This is a genomic window from Pseudomonas sp. PHC1 (assembly GCF_046487845.1).
Taxonomy (GTDB): Bacteria; Pseudomonadota; Gammaproteobacteria; order Pseudomonadales; family Pseudomonadaceae; genus Aquipseudomonas; species Aquipseudomonas sputi.
In genome coordinates this window covers 492,580-508,444 of sequence record NZ_JBJXHJ010000001.1, presented here as the reverse complement: position 1 = coordinate 508,444, position 15,865 = coordinate 492,580, and the positions used below count along the sequence as shown (strand labels likewise).

Below are 15,865 nucleotides of genomic sequence, written 5' to 3'. Positions count from 1 at the left end.
TCACATGGCTGCGCCGGGTCGCCCTCGAAGGACGACCCGGCGCGGGCCTGACGCCAATCGCTTAGAAAGCGTAGTTGGCCGACAGGTAAGTCTGGGCGCTGCTGGTCAAATCCAGCGAGCCTTGCTTGCTGCCGCCACTCTCTTTCATCTCGGTACTGGCGTTGCTGCGCAGGTAACGGTAACCGAGTTCCACCGAGGTGTTCTGCGAGACTTGCTGCAACACACCGAACTGGCCGCCGACGGCGTAACCGATGTCGCTGTCGCGGCTGTAGCCCGGCGAGTCCTGGGTCAGCTTGGTCAGCCCTGCCGTGGCCCCGCCGAACAGCTTGGTGCTGCTACCCACCGGGTAGAACAGATCGTAGCTGCCCAGCAGGTTTTCCTGGCGCAGTTTAATGCCATTGTGCGAGCCGGACACATTGTCGTAGGTGGCGTAGTAGCGACCCTGGCTGTTTTGCTGACCCAGGCGCAGGCCGTAGGTGTTGTTGCCGTCGATGGCCGCGGTGGCGTCCGGGTGGCCGAGGTTGTCGTTCAGGGCGTTGGATTTCTTGATCTTGTCGCTGGTCTGGCCGAAGGTCAGGCCGGCAAAGTTGGTGGTGGTGTCGGCATGGGCAGCGATGCTTGCGCTCATGACAGTGAAAGCCAGCAGCAGTTTGTTCAAACGAGTCATTGAGTGTTCCTCAGTTGTGCTCTTCGGGTATGGCGCAAGGTTACTGCCCCTCCCCTGTACCGCCCCTGAACGCTCTCTGAACCTGGCCTGAATGAAATGAACTAGGCTGTTTTGACCCTTTATTGTCAGGAGACCCGATCATGCGCCTGCTTCTAACCCTCGCCCTCCTTGTTTTCAGCGGCCTCAGCCAGGCGGCGATCAAGACCGAGGAAATCCCCTACCAGAGCGCCGACGGCACAAAGCTGATCGGTTACTACGCCTACGACGACGCGATCAAGGGCCCGCGCCCTGGCGTGGTGGTGGTACATGAATGGTGGGGACTGAACGACTACGCCAAGCGCCGCGCCCGTGATCTCGCCGGGCTCGGTTACAGCGCGCTGGCCATCGACATGTACGGTGAAGGCAAGAACACCGAACACCCGAAAGACGCGATGGCGTTCATGCAAGCGGCCACGCAAAACACCGATGCGACCAGCAAGCGCTTTCAGGCCGGGCTGGATCTGCTGAAGAAACAGCCACAGACCGACAAGGATAAAATCGCCGCCATCGGTTACTGCTTCGGCGGTGCCGTGGTGCTGAACGCGGCGCGTCAAGGTGTGCCGCTGGCCGGTGTGGTGAGTTTCCACGGTGCGTTGGCCACCAAGACCCCGGCTGCGCCGGGCAGCGTGAAGGCGAAAATCCTCGTCGAACACGGTGCACTGGACAGCATGGTCACCCCGGACAACGTCACGGCGTTCAAGTCGGAAATGGACAAGGCCGGCGCCGACTATCAATTCGTCAGCCTCGACGGTGCCAAACACGGCTTCAGCAATCCCGACGCGGATCGTTTGAGCCACGGCGATCACGGCGGCCCGGATATCGGCTACAACAAGGCTGCCGATGAAAAATCCTGGGCGGACATGCAGGCGTTCTTCAAGAAAATCTTTGGCTGAACCCCTTTGCTGATCGTTCCCACGCTCTGCGTGGGAACGATCACAATTCGAGGCCGCAGCGTCGGAGCGATCACGGTTCGACGTGGGAACGATCATGTCGGCACTATCCAGCCTGAGGACAACTCGGCAAAATGCCGGACATGACTGCCAGCCCTCTCCTCCCCGCCTGCTGCACCCCGCTCGATGCCCATTGGCCGCTGCCGACGGTGTTGCCTGACACCGTGCTGCTGAGTACCCATTTCAACCCGTCGCAACTGCTCGGCGATGACTTCCGCCGTAGCGCCATCGAGCCGCCGCCGAGCATCCAGCGTTCGGTGGCCAAGCGGCAGGCGGAATTCCTCGCCGGGCGGATTTGCGCCCGGGCCGCGTTGCAGCAACTGGAAGGCTCAAGCACTGTTCCAGCGATCGGCGAAGACCGCGCGCCCATCTGGCCGGCGCACATCTGCGGCTCGATCACCCATAGCACCGGTCGCGCGGCGGCGATTGTCGCCAACAAACGGCACTGGCGCGGATTGGGCATGGACCTGGAAAACCTGCTCAACGCCGAACGCGCCGAGCGACTGGCCGGTGAGATCCTGACCCCACCGGAATTGCAGCGCATGGCCGCCGCTTCCCGGGATCAGATCGCGTTGTGGGTGACCCTGACCTTTTCGGTGAAAGAAAGCCTGTTCAAGGCGCTGTACCCGATCGTGCAGCAGCGCTTCTACTTCGAACACGCCGAGGTGCTGGAATGGAATGAACAGGGTCAGGTGCGGCTGCGGCTGTTGACGGATCTGTCCAGCGAATGGCGCAACGGTACGGAGCTCGATGCGCAATTTGGCGTGCAGGACGGGCAGTTGCTGAGTCTGGTCAGCATCGAGGCGTAAGCGGCTTCAGCGCCGCTCCTGATTCCTCGGCCAGCTCAGACTGAAACACGCCCCGCCCAGACTTTTGCTCTTGCCGATCAGCGCCCGACCGTCGTGCCAATGGATAATCCGCCGCACGATCGACAGGCCCAGCCCGTGCCCACCGGACGCCCGGGTGCGACTGTCGTCCAGGCGCAGGAACGGCGTGAAGATTTTCTCCCACGCGGTTTCCGGCACACCGGGACCGTCGTCCTCGACATCCACCCGGCAACGCATCTGCCCGACCTGATAGCTGACCGTGACCTTCGAGCGCGCGTGGCGCATGGCGTTGCTGACCAGATTCTGCAAGGCGCGGTGCAGGTAACGCGGCTCGGCCTCGACCCAGGCGTCATCGCAATCGGCCGCCGACAGGCACAGGCCGCGCTGCACCGTAATTTCGGCACGCAGGGGCGCCAGCTCCTGGATCACCTGATTGACCAGCGCATCCAGATCGATGCGCTGGAAGGTCAGCGCCGGCGAGCCCTGCTCCAGCCGGGCGTACGTGAGCATTTCGTCGACCAGTCTGTCGAGATCTTCGATGTCGTGGTCCATGCCCTCGCGGTATTTTTCCAGCGCCTGCGGGGTGGTGGCCGAGCCGATCATCTCCAGACCGAAACGCAGGCGCGCCACCGGCGTACGCAACTCATGGGACACCGCGCGCACCAGTTCTCGCTGAATGGCGAGCAACTGCTGCAAGTGCTCGGCCATGCCGTTGAACGCCGCTGCCAGTTTGCCCACCGAGTCGGCGCCACGGGCCGGAACACGGGTTTCCAGGCTGCCCTTGGCGATGCGCGTGGCGGCGGCTTCGAGCCCGCGCAAACGCCGTTCGAGCTGACGCACCAATAAATAGACGATCAGACCGATCAGGGTCAGCCCAAGGGCAGCGATCAAAACCAGCCATTGCGGCGGGTACGGGTTCATCTGATACAGCGGCCCGATTTCCAGTACCCACGGCGTGCCGACCATGCCCGCAAACACCCGGATCGAATCGCCGCCCTTGCCCAGCGCCATCACCGTATCGCCCTCGGACACCCGACGGCTCTGGTCTTCGTCCATGTCGGCATCGCTGACCGTGACCAGCCGCAAATCGAAACCGAAGCCTTTGTCTTCCTTCAATTGCGCCAGCCGTTTGGGTTGCTCGCCTACCGGCACCCGCACCAGCTCATCGGCCAACAGGTAAATGGTCGCCCGGGCCAGTTGCTCACTGATCTGCTGCACCTCGCCCACCAGCACCAACTGCTCCTTGTCGCTGACCAGTCGATAGACCTTGGCCGCGTGCGGGCCGGTCTGCTCGACCAGCGCCTGCCCGCGCTGCACCCGGGTGCGCTGGGTCAGGTCGAGATCGGTCTGGGCAAAGGTCTTCAGTGCCAGCGGAATCCCGAGCAGCCGCTCCCACACCAGCAAGGCGCGATGGCGCTCGGTCTCGTTCATCGGTTGCAGATTGTCGGCCATCAGCGAAAACGTTCCGTGGGCCAGGCGCTCGCGATATTGCTCGCTGCGCACCTGGTTGAGCAGGTGCAGCGCCAGCACGCCGAGCACCGCCACCAGAATCAGTGCCGCGCACATGCCGCCATAGATGCGCAGGAAGATCGAGTTCACAGCGGCAGTTCTACGCAGGCTTCCGGCACGAACAGATAACCTTTGCTGCGGATGGTCTTGATCAGGCGCGGGTGATCGGGGTCGTCGCCGATCTTCGGGCGGATGCGCGAGATGCGCACATCGATCGAGCGGTCCTGGCCGTCGTAGCCAATGCCGCGCAGTGCGGTGAAGATTTCTTCCCGGGACAGGATCCGTCCCGCGTTGGACACCAGCAGCCAGAGCAGATCGAATTCGGCACTGGTCAGCTCGATGCCACTGTCACTGAGCCAGGCTTCGCGCAAGGCGTTGTCCACCACCAGCGGGCCGAATTGCAGCCGACGCGGATTACCCGCCGGCGGCTCCGGTGTGTCACTGCGTCGCAGCAACGCTTGGATGCGCGCGAGCAACAGACGCGGGCGCACCGGTTTGCACACATAGTCGTCGGCGCCGAGGTCGAGGCCGAGGATCTGGTCGGCGTCATCGGTGCGCGCGGTGAGCATCAGGATCGGCCCGTCGTAGCGGTCGCGCACCTTGCGGCAGATGCTCAGGCCGTCTTCGCCGGGGAGCATCAGGTCGAGGATCACCAGATCCGGCTGTTCCTTGATGATCCGCGCCGCCGCCAGTGCACCGTTGCCTTCGATCTCCACGCGCAATCCGTTGGCTTGCAGGTATTCACGGGTCAGTTCGGCCAGACGCTGGTCGTCCTCGACTATCAATACCTGCCAGGCTTCTTGCTCCACGGGTGACCTCTGCTTGCCGATGCTGCATATAAAGGAAAGATCCTCCCGTCTTTTTGTCATCTTTAAGGAGGATAAGAATGCGTACACATGGGCCGATTGTATAAACGGCGTACAGCCAGAAGACAAGTCGGTAAATGCGTTCGGACACGGCGGATTTTTGTGATAGGGTTCGCGCCCTTAAAAATCCGCTGAAGCGTTTTTCCGAACTGAAAAACAGTGACAAACGGTCTAGCTCAGCAGGTTCGCGGCCTACACGTGAATTCGACATTTCGCACACAATTTACGCACAGGGTTATCCACAGGCTGTCCGTTGCAATCCTCCCCCAAAACGCATTATCTTGTAGCCCGCGCTTGAAAAAACCCTACATGTAGGGGTTGAGGCCAAAAAACCAAACACAAACCGGACAGTGAATTCAAGGCTTTTTATTGCCATTGTCGGGTTGAACCAAACGTATTTTCAGAAGACCAAACCGCGCCTGCGGATGGCTACCGTTTTTCAGCCGATCACGGCGTAAACGGTACGGGTGTTGCAGTCCGAAACTGCTCCCCGAAAGGAATGCGGTTTCACGCGTATCGCGCGAACCGAAGACTTCGGCATGGAAGCGGCGCCCACAAGGCCCCCTTCCTGAACTGTCCCGAAGTCGTTACCCGGCAACTGCCGGTTGTAGTGCTTCAGGACGGAACGGTGGGCACCGTGATGGTGCCCAAACAAACATAGAGAACGTGGAGACACCCATGCAAACCGACACAACTCGCGAGAACCCGCAGGGCACCTTGCCGCAGGCCGCCGATTCGAATTCGGATCTGGCTGCCACCGCGCCTGGCCAACTGCGTGTGATCAAGCGTAATGGCACTGTCGTTCCTTACACCGATGACAAGATCACCGTCGCTATCACCAAAGCGTTTCTCGCAGTTGAAGGCGGCACCGCTGCCGCTTCGTCGCGAATCCACGACACCGTTGCCCGTCTGACCGAACAGGTCACCGCGACCTTCAAGCGTCGCATGCCGTCGGGCGGCACCATCCACATCGAAGAAATCCAGGACCAGGTCGAACTGGCCCTGATGCGTGCCGGCGAGCAGAAAGTCGCCCGCGACTACGTGATCTACCGTGACGCCCGTTCCAAGGAACGCGCCACCCGCACCACCGCCGAAGCTCCGGTACAGGCGCACCCGTCGATCCGCATCACCCGCGCCGACGGCAGCCTCGCGCCGCTGGACATGGGCCGCCTGAACACCATCGTCACCGAAGCCTGCGAAGGTCTGGCCGAGGTCGACGGCGACCTGATCCAGCGCGAAACCCTGAAGAACCTGTACGACGGCGTGGCCCTGAACGACGTCAACACCGCGCTGGTGATGACCGCCCGCACCCTGGTCGAGCGCGAGCCGAACTACTCGTTCGTGACCGCCCGCCTGCTGATGGACACCCTGCGTGCCGAAGGCCTGGGCTTCCTGGGCGTGGCCGAGAGCGCCACTCACCACGAAATGGCCGACCTGTACGCCAAGGCCCTGCCGGCCTACGTTGCCAAAGGTATCGAGTTCGAACTGCTGAACCCTGTGCTGGCCTCCTTCGACCTGGAAAAACTGGGCAAGGCGATCAACCACGAGCGCGACCAGCAATTCACCTACCTGGGCCTGCAGACCCTGTACGACCGTTACTTCATCCACAAGGATGGCGTGCGTTTCGAACTGCCACAGATCTTCTTCATGCGCGTGGCCATGGGCCTGGCCATCGAAGAGAAGCAGAAAGAAGACCGTGCGATCGAGTTCTACAACCTGCTGTCCTCGTTCGACTACATGGCTTCGACCCCGACCCTGTTCAACGCCGGCACCCTGCGTCCACAGCTGTCGAGCTGCTACCTGACCACAGTGCCGGATGACCTGTCGGGCATCTACCACGCGATCCACGACAACGCCATGCTGTCGAAATTCGCCGGTGGCCTGGGTAACGACTGGACCCCGGTTCGTGCGCTGGGCTCGTACATCAAGGGCACCAACGGCAAGTCGCAGGGCGTGGTTCCGTTCCTGAAAGTGGTGAACGACACCGCCGTCGCCGTTAACCAGGGTGGCAAGCGCAAAGGCGCTGTCTGTGCCTACCTGGAAACCTGGCACATGGACATCGAGGAGTTCATCGAACTCCGTAAGAACACCGGTGATGACCGTCGTCGTACCCACGACATGAACACTGCCAACTGGATCCCTGACCTGTTCATGAAGCGCGTCTTCGATGACGGCAAGTGGACCCTGTTCTCGCCGTCCGAAGTACCGGACCTGCACGACCTGACCGGCAAGGCCTTCGAAGAGCGCTACGAATACTACGAAGCCCTGACCGAATACCCGGGCAAGATCAAGCTGTTCAAGACCATTCAGGCCAAAGACCTGTGGCGCAAGATGCTGTCGATGCTGTTCGAAACCGGCCACCCATGGCTGACGTTCAAGGACCCGTGCAACCTGCGCAGCCCGCAGCAGCACGTCGGCGTCGTTCACAGCTCGAACCTGTGCACCGAGATCACCCTGAACACCAACAAGGACGAGATCGCGGTCTGCAACCTGGGCTCGATCAACCTGCCGAACCACATCGTCGACGGCAAGCTGGACACCGCCAAGCTCAAGCGCACCATCGACGTCGCCGTGCGCATGCTCGACAACGTGATCGACATCAACTACTACTCGGTGCCGCAGGCGAAGAACTCCAACTTCCGCCACCGCCCGGTCGGTCTGGGCATCATGGGCTTCCAGGACGCGCTGTACCTGCAGCACATCCCGTACGGTTCCGACGCTGCCGTCGAGTTCGCCGACAAGTCGATGGAAGCGGTCAGCTACTACGCGATCCAGGCTTCCTGCGACCTGGCCGACGAGCGCGGCTCGTACGAGACGTTCCAGGGTTCGCTGTGGTCCAAAGGCGTACTGCCGCTGGATTCGCAACAGATCCTGATCGAAGCACGTGGCCAGAAGTACATCGACGTCGACCTGACCGAGTCCCTGGACTGGGCACCGGTTCGCGCCCGTGTACAGAAAGGCATCCGTAACTCGAACATCATGGCCATCGCACCGACCGCGACCATCGCCAACATCACCGGCGTCTCGCAGTCGATCGAACCGACCTACCAGAACCTGTACGTGAAATCGAACCTGTCGGGCGAATTCACCGTGATCAACCCTTACCTGGTTCGCGACCTGAAGGCTCGCGGCCTGTGGGACTCGGTCATGATCAACGACCTGAAGTACTACGACGGTTCGGTTCAGCAGATCGAGCGCATCCCGCAAGAACTCAAAGAGCTCTACGCGACCGCGTTCGAAGTGGACACCAAGTGGATCGTTGACGCCGCCAGCCGTCGTCAGAAGTGGATCGACCAGGCCCAGTCGCTGAACCTGTACATCGCCGGCGCTTCGGGCAAGAAGCTGGACGTGACCTACCGCATGGCCTGGTACCGTGGTCTGAAAACCACTTACTACCTCCGTGCCCTGGCCGCGACCAGCACCGAGAAGTCGACCATCAACACCGGCAAGCTGAACGCTGTATCCAGCGGCGGCAACCACGGCGACGACTCGGTCCTGGCAGCCCCTGCCGGCCCGGCTCCAGTACCGAAGGCTTGCGCCATCGACGAGCCGGATTGCGAAGCTTGCCAATAAGCTGAGCTGAATCAGGCGTTGCGAAACACCTGATCCGAGAAACCCCTGACAGACTTCTGGTTTGTCGGGGGTTTTCTTTTGCCCGCGAAAAAGCAAAAGCCCCCTAACCCTAGCCCTCCCGAAACGTCGGACCGCCCAGAGGGAGAGGGAACCGACCGAGTTGCTTTGAAAAGATACGCCGACGTGAAATACCGAGTTGAACTCAAGTCTTAAAAAGCAAACATCCCGCGCCTGCCTTTGCCTTTGCTTCCACCACTGAACACGATGAGCGTTAGCTCGAGTAAAGCTTTTGACGTGCCGGCCCCATCGGAACGAAGGAACACCGAGCCAAAGCGAGGTGCCGAACGCCGGGGTCCAGCCTTTTGGTTCCTTTTTGCCGGGCCGGCATTCCGGCGTCTGAAAAAGGGACTCGCCGTCAGGGCGAAACCGCCAGCGGCAGCACCCGGAGCAACGGATATATCCTCAATCCCAAGGCAAAAAAAGCCCCTCAAAAAGAGGGGCTCCTTAACCAGCCAAGACTCAGAATCAGGTCATCTGAATAATGGTCTGCATGATGGTGCTCTGGGTGGAGATGGTCTTGGCATTCGCCTGATAGTTACTCTGACCCTTGATCAGGTCCACCAGCTCATTGGTCAGGTTAACGTTGGACTCTTCCAGCGAGTTCGAAACAACCGAACCCAGCGTACCGGTTTCCGGTGCATCGTAGCCCGGGATACCCGAAGCGAAGGTTTCTTTCCAGCTGGTGCCACCGATCGGCTGCAAGCCCTGCTCGTTGGTGAAGCTGGCCAGCGCAACCTGGCCGATAGCCTTGCTCTGGTTGTTGCTGAAGTTGGCGAACAGCGTACCGGTACCGTCGATGGTCAGGTTGGTGATCTGGCCAGTGGCATAACCATCCTGCGTCGGGATCGAACGCGCGGTGTCGGCGTTGTATTGAGTGGTCTTGGCCATCGAAATGGTAATGCCGGCCGGGTTAGCCGAAGCACCGTTGGCCGTCCACACACCGTTGGTGACAGTGCCCGGTACCCAGCCAGTGAGCTTCAGGTCGCTGCTGATCACGGCAGGCGGAGTGCTGACCTGAGTCAGCTTGCCAGTGGAGTCAAAGGTCATGGTCGATGCGACAGGCGCAGTGACTTTCGGATCGCTGCCGGTAGCATCCGGGTTGCGACCGTCCACCAGGGTGTAGACCTTCCAGGTGTTGGCGCCGGTCTTCACCATGTACTGATCCATGACATGGGAGTTGCCCTGGCTGTCATAGATCGGCGTGCTGAACGACTTGGTGTAGGTCGCAAGGTTGGTCGGGTCGAACTTGCCGGCCGCTACTGTGTCGTCGATCACCGGAGCGGTCGAGTTCAGGTTGATGGTCGAGGTCACCAGCGAGGTGGACTTCGGCGCCAGGTTCGAGGTGTCGATCTTCAGATCGGTCAACACACCGTTGATGATCTTGCCGTTTGAATCCACACCGTAGCCTTGCAGACGCGAGGTGTAGTCGGTGTTGGTAATGAAGCCGTCCTTGTCGACCTTGAACGTACCGGCACGGGTGTAGGAGATCGAACCGTTGTTGCTCAGGGTGAAGAAGCCCGAACCGTTGATCCCCATGTCCAGCACGTTGCCGGTGTTGTTGATGTCGCCCTGGGTGAACTGCTGGGAAACGTTGGCCAGGCGCACACCGTTACCGATGACCTTGCTGCCGCTGCCCAGGCGAGTCGCCGAGTAGACGTCTTCGAATTCTGCACGGGAGGATTTGAAACCGGCGGTCGCGACGTTGGCGATGTTGTTGCCGGTCACATCCAGTTGCTTGTTGGCTGCATAGAGACCGCTAAGGCCGATATTGAAAGACATATTCCACTCCTTTGTGCCGGTTGGTCGGCTCTATATACCAATGGTTTGTACTTTGGACAGGGCGACGGTGCCCTTGCCGGACAGGTTGAGCATCAACTCGCCACCGGTCTGGCTGATCGTCACGCTGGTGACCGTGGCGGGCAGGTAGGTCGCCAGGTCGGTCGCGGTGCCGTTGATCGAGGCGTTGGCCTTGAAGGTGTAGGTACCGGTTTTCACCAGATTGCCGTCCTTGTCCTTGCCGTCCCAGGTGAAGCTCGCATTGCCGGCGGCGCGACTGCCCAGATCGATGGTACGAACGGTGGCACCACTGCTGTCGGTGATGGTGACGGTACCGCCGGCAATCGACGACGGGACGGTGACCGAACCGGTCATGCCTTTGCTCGGATCGTCCAGCTGAACCGTGTTGGTCTGCACAATCACATTGCGACCCACCAGCGACGACGCCTGCAACGCTTGCGACGAGTTGTAGTTGCCGGCCAGCGAACTGACGGTGCTGTTGAGGGTGGTGATCCCCTCGAGGCTGCTGAACTGCGCCAGCTGGGCAACGAATGCGCTGTTGTCCTGCGGGTCGAGCGGGTTCTGGTTTTTCAGCTGGGTCACCAGCAGTTGCAGGAACGCGTCCTTGCCCAGGGCCTGGCCGCCGGTCGAGCTGTTGGTGGCCGAAGCGATGCCGCCGGTGGTGGTGCTACTGGTCTTCTTCGAAGAGTTGGCCAGTATGTCGTTCATCGTCAGGCTGCTGGTGGTATCGGTAACACTCATGGCAGTCGCCCCTTATCACTGACCGAGGGTCAGTACCTTCTGCATCATGGTCTTGGCGGTGTTCATCATTTCAGCGTTGGTCTGGAACGAACGGCTCGCGGAAATCATGTCAGCCATTTCTTCCACCACGTTGACGTTCGGGTAGTAGACGTAGCCCTTGGCGTCGGCCGCCGGATGGTTCGGCTCGTAGCGCGCTTCGAGGTTGCTCTGGTCTTCGACCACACCGAGCACCTGCACGCCCTGACCGGCCGCGTCCTGGTTCTGGAACAGCGAATTGCTGCCGCCGCTCTGGCCGCCCTGAAACATGGTGGCAAACACCGGATGACGGGCACGATAGGTCTGGTCGATGCTCGACGAGACGGTCTCGGCGTTGGCGATGTTCGAGGCCACGGTGTTGAGACGGGTGGTCTGGGCGCTCATGCCGCTGCCGGCAATGTTGAAAACGCTGGACAGGGACATGGATTACTCTCCGCGCAGGGCTGACACCAGCCCTTTGAATTTGCTGTTGAGCAGGGTGAAGCTGGCCTGGAAGCCGACGGCGTTTTCCGCGTAGTTCGACTGTTCCAGCTGGGCGTCCACGGTGTTCTGGTCGATCGACGGCTGCATCGGCGTGCGATACATCAGCGACTCGTCGCCATTGCCCAGGCCTTCAGCTTCGATGTGACGGCTGTTGGTCATGTTCAGGGCGATGGTGCCGTTAGCGTTCTTCTGGCTCTGTGCTTCAAGCACTTTGGAGAACTCCAGATCCCGCGCCTTGTAGTTCGGGGTGTCGGCGTTGGCGATGTTGTTGGCCAGCACTTCGGCACGCTGGGCGCGGAAGCCCAGAGCCTTTTCGTGAATGCCGAGCGCTTTATCGAAGCTGATGCTCATGTCGGGAACCTTCAGGTGACCGGATTTTTCGTAACTGGGTTATAGCAAGCGTCGTGCCAGTTTGAGAAAGCCCCGGATTACGGGGCTTTGCGCGGAACCGGCAACGCGGCAATGCCAGAAAAGCGGCAACCGGTTTCCGCCGGATGCCGCTTTTCTGCCGCCACCTGCCACCGGCAAAACCTTCAGGCATAAAAAAACGGGAGCCCCTGAGGACTCCCGTTTCTTGTGTCGCCGGTGTTTCACTTCGCCTGGTAGATGATCCCCGGGCTGCACTGCACCATCTGGTAATGATCCGGCAAACCATTCAGCGCTTCGGAAGCGCCAAGGAACAGATAACCGCCGGGCTTCAGCGTGCTGTGAATGCGCAACAGGATGTCCTTCTTCACCTCGGCGGAGAAGTAGATCAGCACGTTGCGGCAGAACACGATGTCGAACTTGCCCAGGCTTGCATAACTGTCGAGCAGGTTGAACGAGCGGAACTCCACCCGGTTCTTGATCGGCGCCTTGATCACCCAGCGCCCCGGCCCTTTCGGGTCAAAGTAGCGCTGCAGACGATCGGCGGACAGACCGCGACCAATCGCCAGGCTGTCGTACTCGCCGGTCTTGCAGTTGGTCAGCATGCTGCCGGACAGATCGGTGGCGACGATCTGCACGCCCATCTTCAACTGACCGATGTTGGTCCGCTCGAACTCGTCGATCGACATCGACAGCGAATAGGGTTCCTGACCCGACGAGCAGGCTGCCGACCAGATCCGCAGACGCTGGTTGGGAGCAGCCTTGATCGCTTCGGGCAGCACCTTGTTCTTCAAGACTTCAAACGGATAGGTGTCGCGAAACCACAGGGTTTCGTTGGTCGTCATGGCATCGACCACCTGCTCGCGCAAACCGCTGCGCGGCTGGGTCTGGATGCGCTGAACCAGCTCACCCAGGGACTTGATGCCTTGCTGCTCCATCAGTTTGTTGAGACGGCTCGACACCAGATACTGCTTGTTTTCACCGAGCAAAATGCCACAGGCTTTTTCCAGGAAGACCCGGAACTGTTCGAAATCCAAATTACCCGTAGACAAATGATGCCGCCTCTTAAATCGTGTTGAACGCCAGGGGCAGAAGGCCCTTAGCTGATGTCTGCTGCTTTGATCCGGTCGACTACCCGGGATGCCAGGTCATCAGGACGGAACTTGGCCAGGAAGTCATCGGCACCGACTTTCTTGACCATCGCCTGATTGAACACACCCGACAACGAAGTATGCAGGATGATATGAAGCTTTTGCATGCGAGGGTCGCTGCGGATCTCGGCCGTCAGGGTGTACCCGTCCATCTCCGGCATTTCGATGTCGGAGATCATCATCAGGAACTCTTCTTCCGGCTTCTTGCCCTCGTCGACCAGCTTGCGCAGGTAATCCAGCGCCTGCTTGCCGTCGTTCAACGCCACCACTTCGACACCGACCGTCTGCAGGCAACGCGTCACCTGCTTGCGCGCCACCGACGAGTCATCGACCGTCAGCACCCGCAACGACAACGCCTTGCTCTGGGTCTCGACATCCACCACGCCGACCGAAATCGCTTCCGGGGTCGGCGCGACTTCCGCCAGCACCTTCTCGACGTCGATGATTTCGACTAACTGATTGTCGACCCGAGTCACAGCGGTCAGGTAATGATCGCGTCCGGTGCCCTTGGGCGGCGGATGAATCTCTTCCCAGTTCATGTTCACGATACGTTCCACCGAGCGCACCAGGAAACCCTGAGTCTTGGTGTTGTATTCCGTGATGATCACAAACGGACTGTTCTTGTCTTTCAAAGCACCGGAGCCGGTCGCCATCGCCAGATCAAGGATCGGAATGGTCGCCCCCCGGATATTCGCCACCCCGCACACGACAGGACTGGACTTGGGCATCAGCGTCAGTTGCGGGCACTGCAGCACTTCCCGAACCTTGAACACGTTGATCCCGTAGAGCTGCTGACCGTCGAGACGGAACAACAACAGCTCCAGGCGATTCTGCCCCACCAGTTGCGTGCGCTGGTTCACCGAATCCATTACACCAGCCATGCCCAGACTCCTACACCAACGCCAAGTGTTGTTGCGACGCACATTCATTGCTAAACGGCACGGCGCTTGCTTTTTAACTCGTATGAACGCTCAAACGACATTTTTCCGACGCCTGACATCTCCCCTCCGCAGAGGGCTTTGCGCGATGTCCGCCGTTTGCCTGTTTTTCGCTGGCAGCCCTGCCATTGCTGATGCGGTTACCTTGCCTGACATGCTTATCGGCGTCACTCAGGGCTTTCTTGAATTCACCGTAGAAGACTATCTGGCCACCAGTCAAACGGAAGGCCGATATGAAATCGAGGTCAACCAGCTCGATCCACGCATGCGCATGCCTATGTGCGACAAGGAATTGACAGCGACACTGGAGAGTCCGGCACGTCCTCTGGGCCGTGTCACGGTCAAGGTCCGCTGCGAAGGCGCCTCCCCCTGGACGGTGTTCGTGCCCGCTCAAGTCCGCCTGTTTCGCGAGATTGTCACCACCACGCGGCCACTCAAGCGCGCCGGCATTATCGAGCCCCAGGACGTGACCTTGCGCGAGCGCGACGTCAGCACGATCAACCAGGGTTTCCTGACGTCGGTGGATGAAGCCATCGGGCAGAAATTGACCCGACCAACGGTCGCCGATCAAGTCATTACCCTGGTGCATCTGGAACAGGCGGAAGTGGTTCGCAAGGGCGATCAAGTGGTGATCATCGCCCGCAGCGGCACCCTCGCCGTCCGGATGCCGGGCGAAGCCCTGTCCAACGGTGGCCTGAAAGAACAGATTCGGGTGAAAAACCTCAATTCCCAACGGGTTATCAAGGCGCAGGTGATCGCGCCCGGCCAGGTGGAAGTGGCCATGTAGCGGTAATGTGAGCGGCAGGATGAACGGATATTTGAAAAGCCCCTGAGTACTCAAGCAGAAAACTGGCGCTGACCAGAGCTGTTCCCTAAACTGTGCCGCAGCAGGATCTGCTACGGCGCATGCAAGCTCATTGCTAAATGAGCCTAAAGTTTTCCAGGGGATGGCCGAGAACATGGCAAGCGTCCAAATTCCCAGAGGTTTTTAACATGGTCATCGATTTCAGCCGTTTGAACAGCTCCTCGTCACTTACGGGCAGTACACGTACCAGCAACGCCAAGGAAACCGCCGAAACCGGCACCTCCGCGCCGCTGAATACCCCGGCCGAACAGGCCAGTACCGCAAAAAGCGGGGAATCGGTACACCTCAGCAATGAGGCTCAACAGTTGCAGAAGATCACTGACAAGCTGCGCGATCAGCCTGCCGTCGACAAGGCCCGTGTGGCCGAGTTGAAAGCAGCGATTGCCGATGGCAGCTACAAGGTCGACAGCAACCGTGTAGCCAGCAAACTGCTCAACTTCGAAGCCCAGCGCTAGGCCTCGGTCAGCGCCAGGCTTTTGGACGCTTAAAACCCAAGGCCAGCCATGCACGACACTAATTTATTGCAACTGATCATCGACGACTTTGCTCCAGCTCAACAATTGCTGGAGTTACTGCAAACCGAGTCCCTCGCCTTGCACGGTCGCGACATGCCTTTGCTGGAAGAGATTCTGGCGCGCAAGCAGGCATTGATCATTCTGCTCGAACAGCATGGCCGCAAACGCAGCGAAATCCTCGCCAGCCTCAATCTGTCGATCGATCGCGCCGGTCTGGAACAACTGGCCAGCCAGTCGAGCATCGGCGACCAGTTGCTGAGCCAGAGTGATGTCCTGACCGATCTGATCGCCCAGTGCCAGGCCGCCAATGCCAGAAATGGCCAGTCGATCGTCATGCAGCAGGCCGCCACGGCCAATCAGCTGAAAATCCTCACCGGCGGCGAGCCACCCGCGCTCTACGATGCCAGTGGCACCTTCTCCAAACTGCAGAAACCACGGGCGCTCAGCCAGGCGTGATGCTTTCTTCCATGCTTGCGCCCTAT

Annotated in this window: 15 protein-coding genes; 6 read left to right on the top strand and 9 right to left on the bottom strand. The window is 60.1% G+C overall.

The genetic code is table 11. The annotated features are described in order from the left end of the window. Positions 1–61: 61 nt before the first annotated feature. Positions 62–667: a hypothetical protein gene (locus ACKJSM_RS02300; protein WP_115078893.1), complete on the bottom strand. Its 606-nt coding sequence runs from the start codon at positions 665–667 to the stop codon at positions 62–64. A 140-nt stretch (positions 668–807) separates the two neighbouring features. On the opposite strand from ACKJSM_RS02300, the gene ACKJSM_RS02295 reads away from it, so the two are divergent. Further along, entirely contained in the window at positions 808–1,599 is a 792-nt protein-coding gene (locus ACKJSM_RS02295; protein WP_236177896.1) for a dienelactone hydrolase family protein, read from the top strand. A 140-nt stretch (positions 1,600–1,739) separates the two neighbouring features. Continuing rightward, a complete protein-coding gene (locus tag ACKJSM_RS02290; RefSeq protein WP_339487440.1) occupies positions 1,740–2,465 on the top strand; it encodes a 4'-phosphopantetheinyl transferase in 726 nt (241 codons plus the stop codon). Positions 2,466–2,471: 6 nt separating this feature from the next. Here ACKJSM_RS02290 and ACKJSM_RS02285 read toward each other — a convergent pair whose 3' ends face one another. Together ACKJSM_RS02285 and ACKJSM_RS02280 are read right to left on the bottom strand one after the other, a co-directional pair. Next, a complete protein-coding gene (locus ACKJSM_RS02285) occupies positions 2,472–4,082 on the bottom strand; it encodes an ATP-binding protein (RefSeq protein ID WP_410236527.1) in 1,611 nt (536 codons plus the stop codon). Next, a complete protein-coding gene (locus tag ACKJSM_RS02280; protein WP_410236526.1) occupies positions 4,079–4,801 on the bottom strand; it encodes a response regulator in 723 nt (240 codons plus the stop codon). The genes ACKJSM_RS02285 and ACKJSM_RS02280 overlap by 4 nt, the downstream gene beginning before the upstream one ends. A gap of 735 nt (positions 4,802–5,536) precedes the next feature. Here ACKJSM_RS02280 and ACKJSM_RS02275 point away from each other — a divergent pair. Then, positions 5,537–8,431: a ribonucleoside-diphosphate reductase subunit alpha gene (locus tag ACKJSM_RS02275; protein ID WP_011335505.1), complete on the top strand. Its 2,895-nt coding sequence runs from the start codon at positions 5,537–5,539 to the stop codon at positions 8,429–8,431. A gap of 525 nt (positions 8,432–8,956) precedes the next feature. On the opposite strand, the gene flgE is transcribed toward ACKJSM_RS02275, so the two are convergent. The 6 genes from flgE to ACKJSM_RS02245 all read right to left on the bottom strand — a co-directional run bounded on the left by flgE (position 8,957) and on the right by ACKJSM_RS02245 (position 13,946). Further along, complete coding sequence (flgE, locus tag ACKJSM_RS02270; RefSeq protein ID WP_039772113.1) at positions 8,957–10,270, bottom strand: flagellar hook protein FlgE; 1,314 nt, start codon at positions 10,268–10,270, stop codon at positions 8,957–8,959. 30 nt (positions 10,271–10,300) lie between these two features. Further along, the gene (gene flgD / locus ACKJSM_RS02265) at positions 10,301–11,029 is read right to left on the bottom strand and encodes a flagellar hook assembly protein FlgD (RefSeq protein ID WP_410236525.1); all 729 of its coding nucleotides are present in this window, start codon (positions 11,027–11,029) and stop codon (positions 10,301–10,303) included. Positions 11,030–11,044: 15 nt separating this feature from the next. Continuing rightward, a complete protein-coding gene (gene flgC / locus ACKJSM_RS02260; protein WP_054593596.1) occupies positions 11,045–11,488 on the bottom strand; it encodes a flagellar basal body rod protein FlgC in 444 nt (147 codons plus the stop codon). A gap of 3 nt (positions 11,489–11,491) precedes the next feature. Then, positions 11,492–11,899: a flagellar basal body rod protein FlgB gene (gene flgB, locus ACKJSM_RS02255; RefSeq protein WP_007960328.1), complete on the bottom strand. Its 408-nt coding sequence runs from the start codon at positions 11,897–11,899 to the stop codon at positions 11,492–11,494. 239 nt (positions 11,900–12,138) lie between these two features. Further along, positions 12,139–12,966: a protein-glutamate O-methyltransferase CheR gene (cheR, locus tag ACKJSM_RS02250; protein ID WP_007960327.1), complete on the bottom strand. Its 828-nt coding sequence runs from the start codon at positions 12,964–12,966 to the stop codon at positions 12,139–12,141. Positions 12,967–13,013: 47 nt separating this feature from the next. After that, positions 13,014–13,946, bottom strand: a complete 933-nt coding sequence (locus ACKJSM_RS02245) for a chemotaxis protein CheV (RefSeq protein ID WP_007960326.1) — start codon at positions 13,944–13,946, stop codon at positions 13,014–13,016. Positions 13,947–14,028: 82 nt separating this feature from the next. Between ACKJSM_RS02245 and flgA the strand changes: the two genes are divergently transcribed. The 3 genes from flgA to ACKJSM_RS02230 all read left to right on the top strand — a co-directional run bounded on the left by flgA (position 14,029) and on the right by ACKJSM_RS02230 (position 15,839). Next, the gene (gene flgA, locus ACKJSM_RS02240) at positions 14,029–14,790 is read left to right on the top strand and encodes a flagellar basal body P-ring formation chaperone FlgA (protein ID WP_236177891.1); all 762 of its coding nucleotides are present in this window, start codon (positions 14,029–14,031) and stop codon (positions 14,788–14,790) included. Between the two features lie 206 nt (positions 14,791–14,996). After that, positions 14,997–15,323, top strand: a complete 327-nt coding sequence (gene flgM, locus ACKJSM_RS02235) for a flagellar biosynthesis anti-sigma factor FlgM (RefSeq protein WP_339487455.1) — start codon at positions 14,997–14,999, stop codon at positions 15,321–15,323. A 48-nt stretch (positions 15,324–15,371) separates the two neighbouring features. Next, positions 15,372–15,839 carry a flagella synthesis protein FlgN gene (locus ACKJSM_RS02230; protein ID WP_236177889.1) on the top strand — a complete coding sequence of 156 codons (468 nt, stop codon included), beginning with the start codon at positions 15,372–15,374 and terminating at the stop codon, positions 15,837–15,839. Positions 15,840–15,865: the final 26 nt, after the last annotated feature.

What these genes read in the sequence shown, in the direction of transcription:
- flgB (WP_007960328.1), bottom strand. Translation starts at nt 11,899, where the DNA reads ATGAGCATCAGCTTCGATAAAGCGCTCGGCATTCACGAAAAGGCTCTG.
- flgA (WP_236177891.1), top strand. Translation starts at nt 14,029, where the DNA reads ATGAACGCTCAAACGACATTTTTCCGACGCCTGACATCTCCCCTCCGC.
- ACKJSM_RS02275 (WP_011335505.1), top strand. Translation starts at nt 5,537, where the DNA reads ATGCAAACCGACACAACTCGCGAGAACCCGCAGGGCACCTTGCCGCAG.
- ACKJSM_RS02230 (WP_236177889.1), top strand. Translation starts at nt 15,372, where the DNA reads ATGCACGACACTAATTTATTGCAACTGATCATCGACGACTTTGCTCCA.
- ACKJSM_RS02300 (WP_115078893.1), bottom strand. Translation starts at nt 667, where the DNA reads ATGACTCGTTTGAACAAACTGCTGCTGGCTTTCACTGTCATGAGCGCA.
- flgM (WP_339487455.1), top strand. Translation starts at nt 14,997, where the DNA reads ATGGTCATCGATTTCAGCCGTTTGAACAGCTCCTCGTCACTTACGGGC.
- flgD (WP_410236525.1), bottom strand. Translation starts at nt 11,029, where the DNA reads ATGAGTGTTACCGATACCACCAGCAGCCTGACGATGAACGACATACTG.
- flgE (WP_039772113.1), bottom strand. Translation starts at nt 10,270, where the DNA reads ATGTCTTTCAATATCGGCCTTAGCGGTCTCTATGCAGCCAACAAGCAA.
- ACKJSM_RS02290 (WP_339487440.1), top strand. Translation starts at nt 1,740, where the DNA reads ATGACTGCCAGCCCTCTCCTCCCCGCCTGCTGCACCCCGCTCGATGCC.
- flgC (WP_054593596.1), bottom strand. Translation starts at nt 11,488, where the DNA reads ATGTCCCTGTCCAGCGTTTTCAACATTGCCGGCAGCGGCATGAGCGCC.
- ACKJSM_RS02295 (WP_236177896.1), top strand. Translation starts at nt 808, where the DNA reads ATGCGCCTGCTTCTAACCCTCGCCCTCCTTGTTTTCAGCGGCCTCAGC.
- ACKJSM_RS02245 (WP_007960326.1), bottom strand. Translation starts at nt 13,946, where the DNA reads ATGGCTGGTGTAATGGATTCGGTGAACCAGCGCACGCAACTGGTGGGG.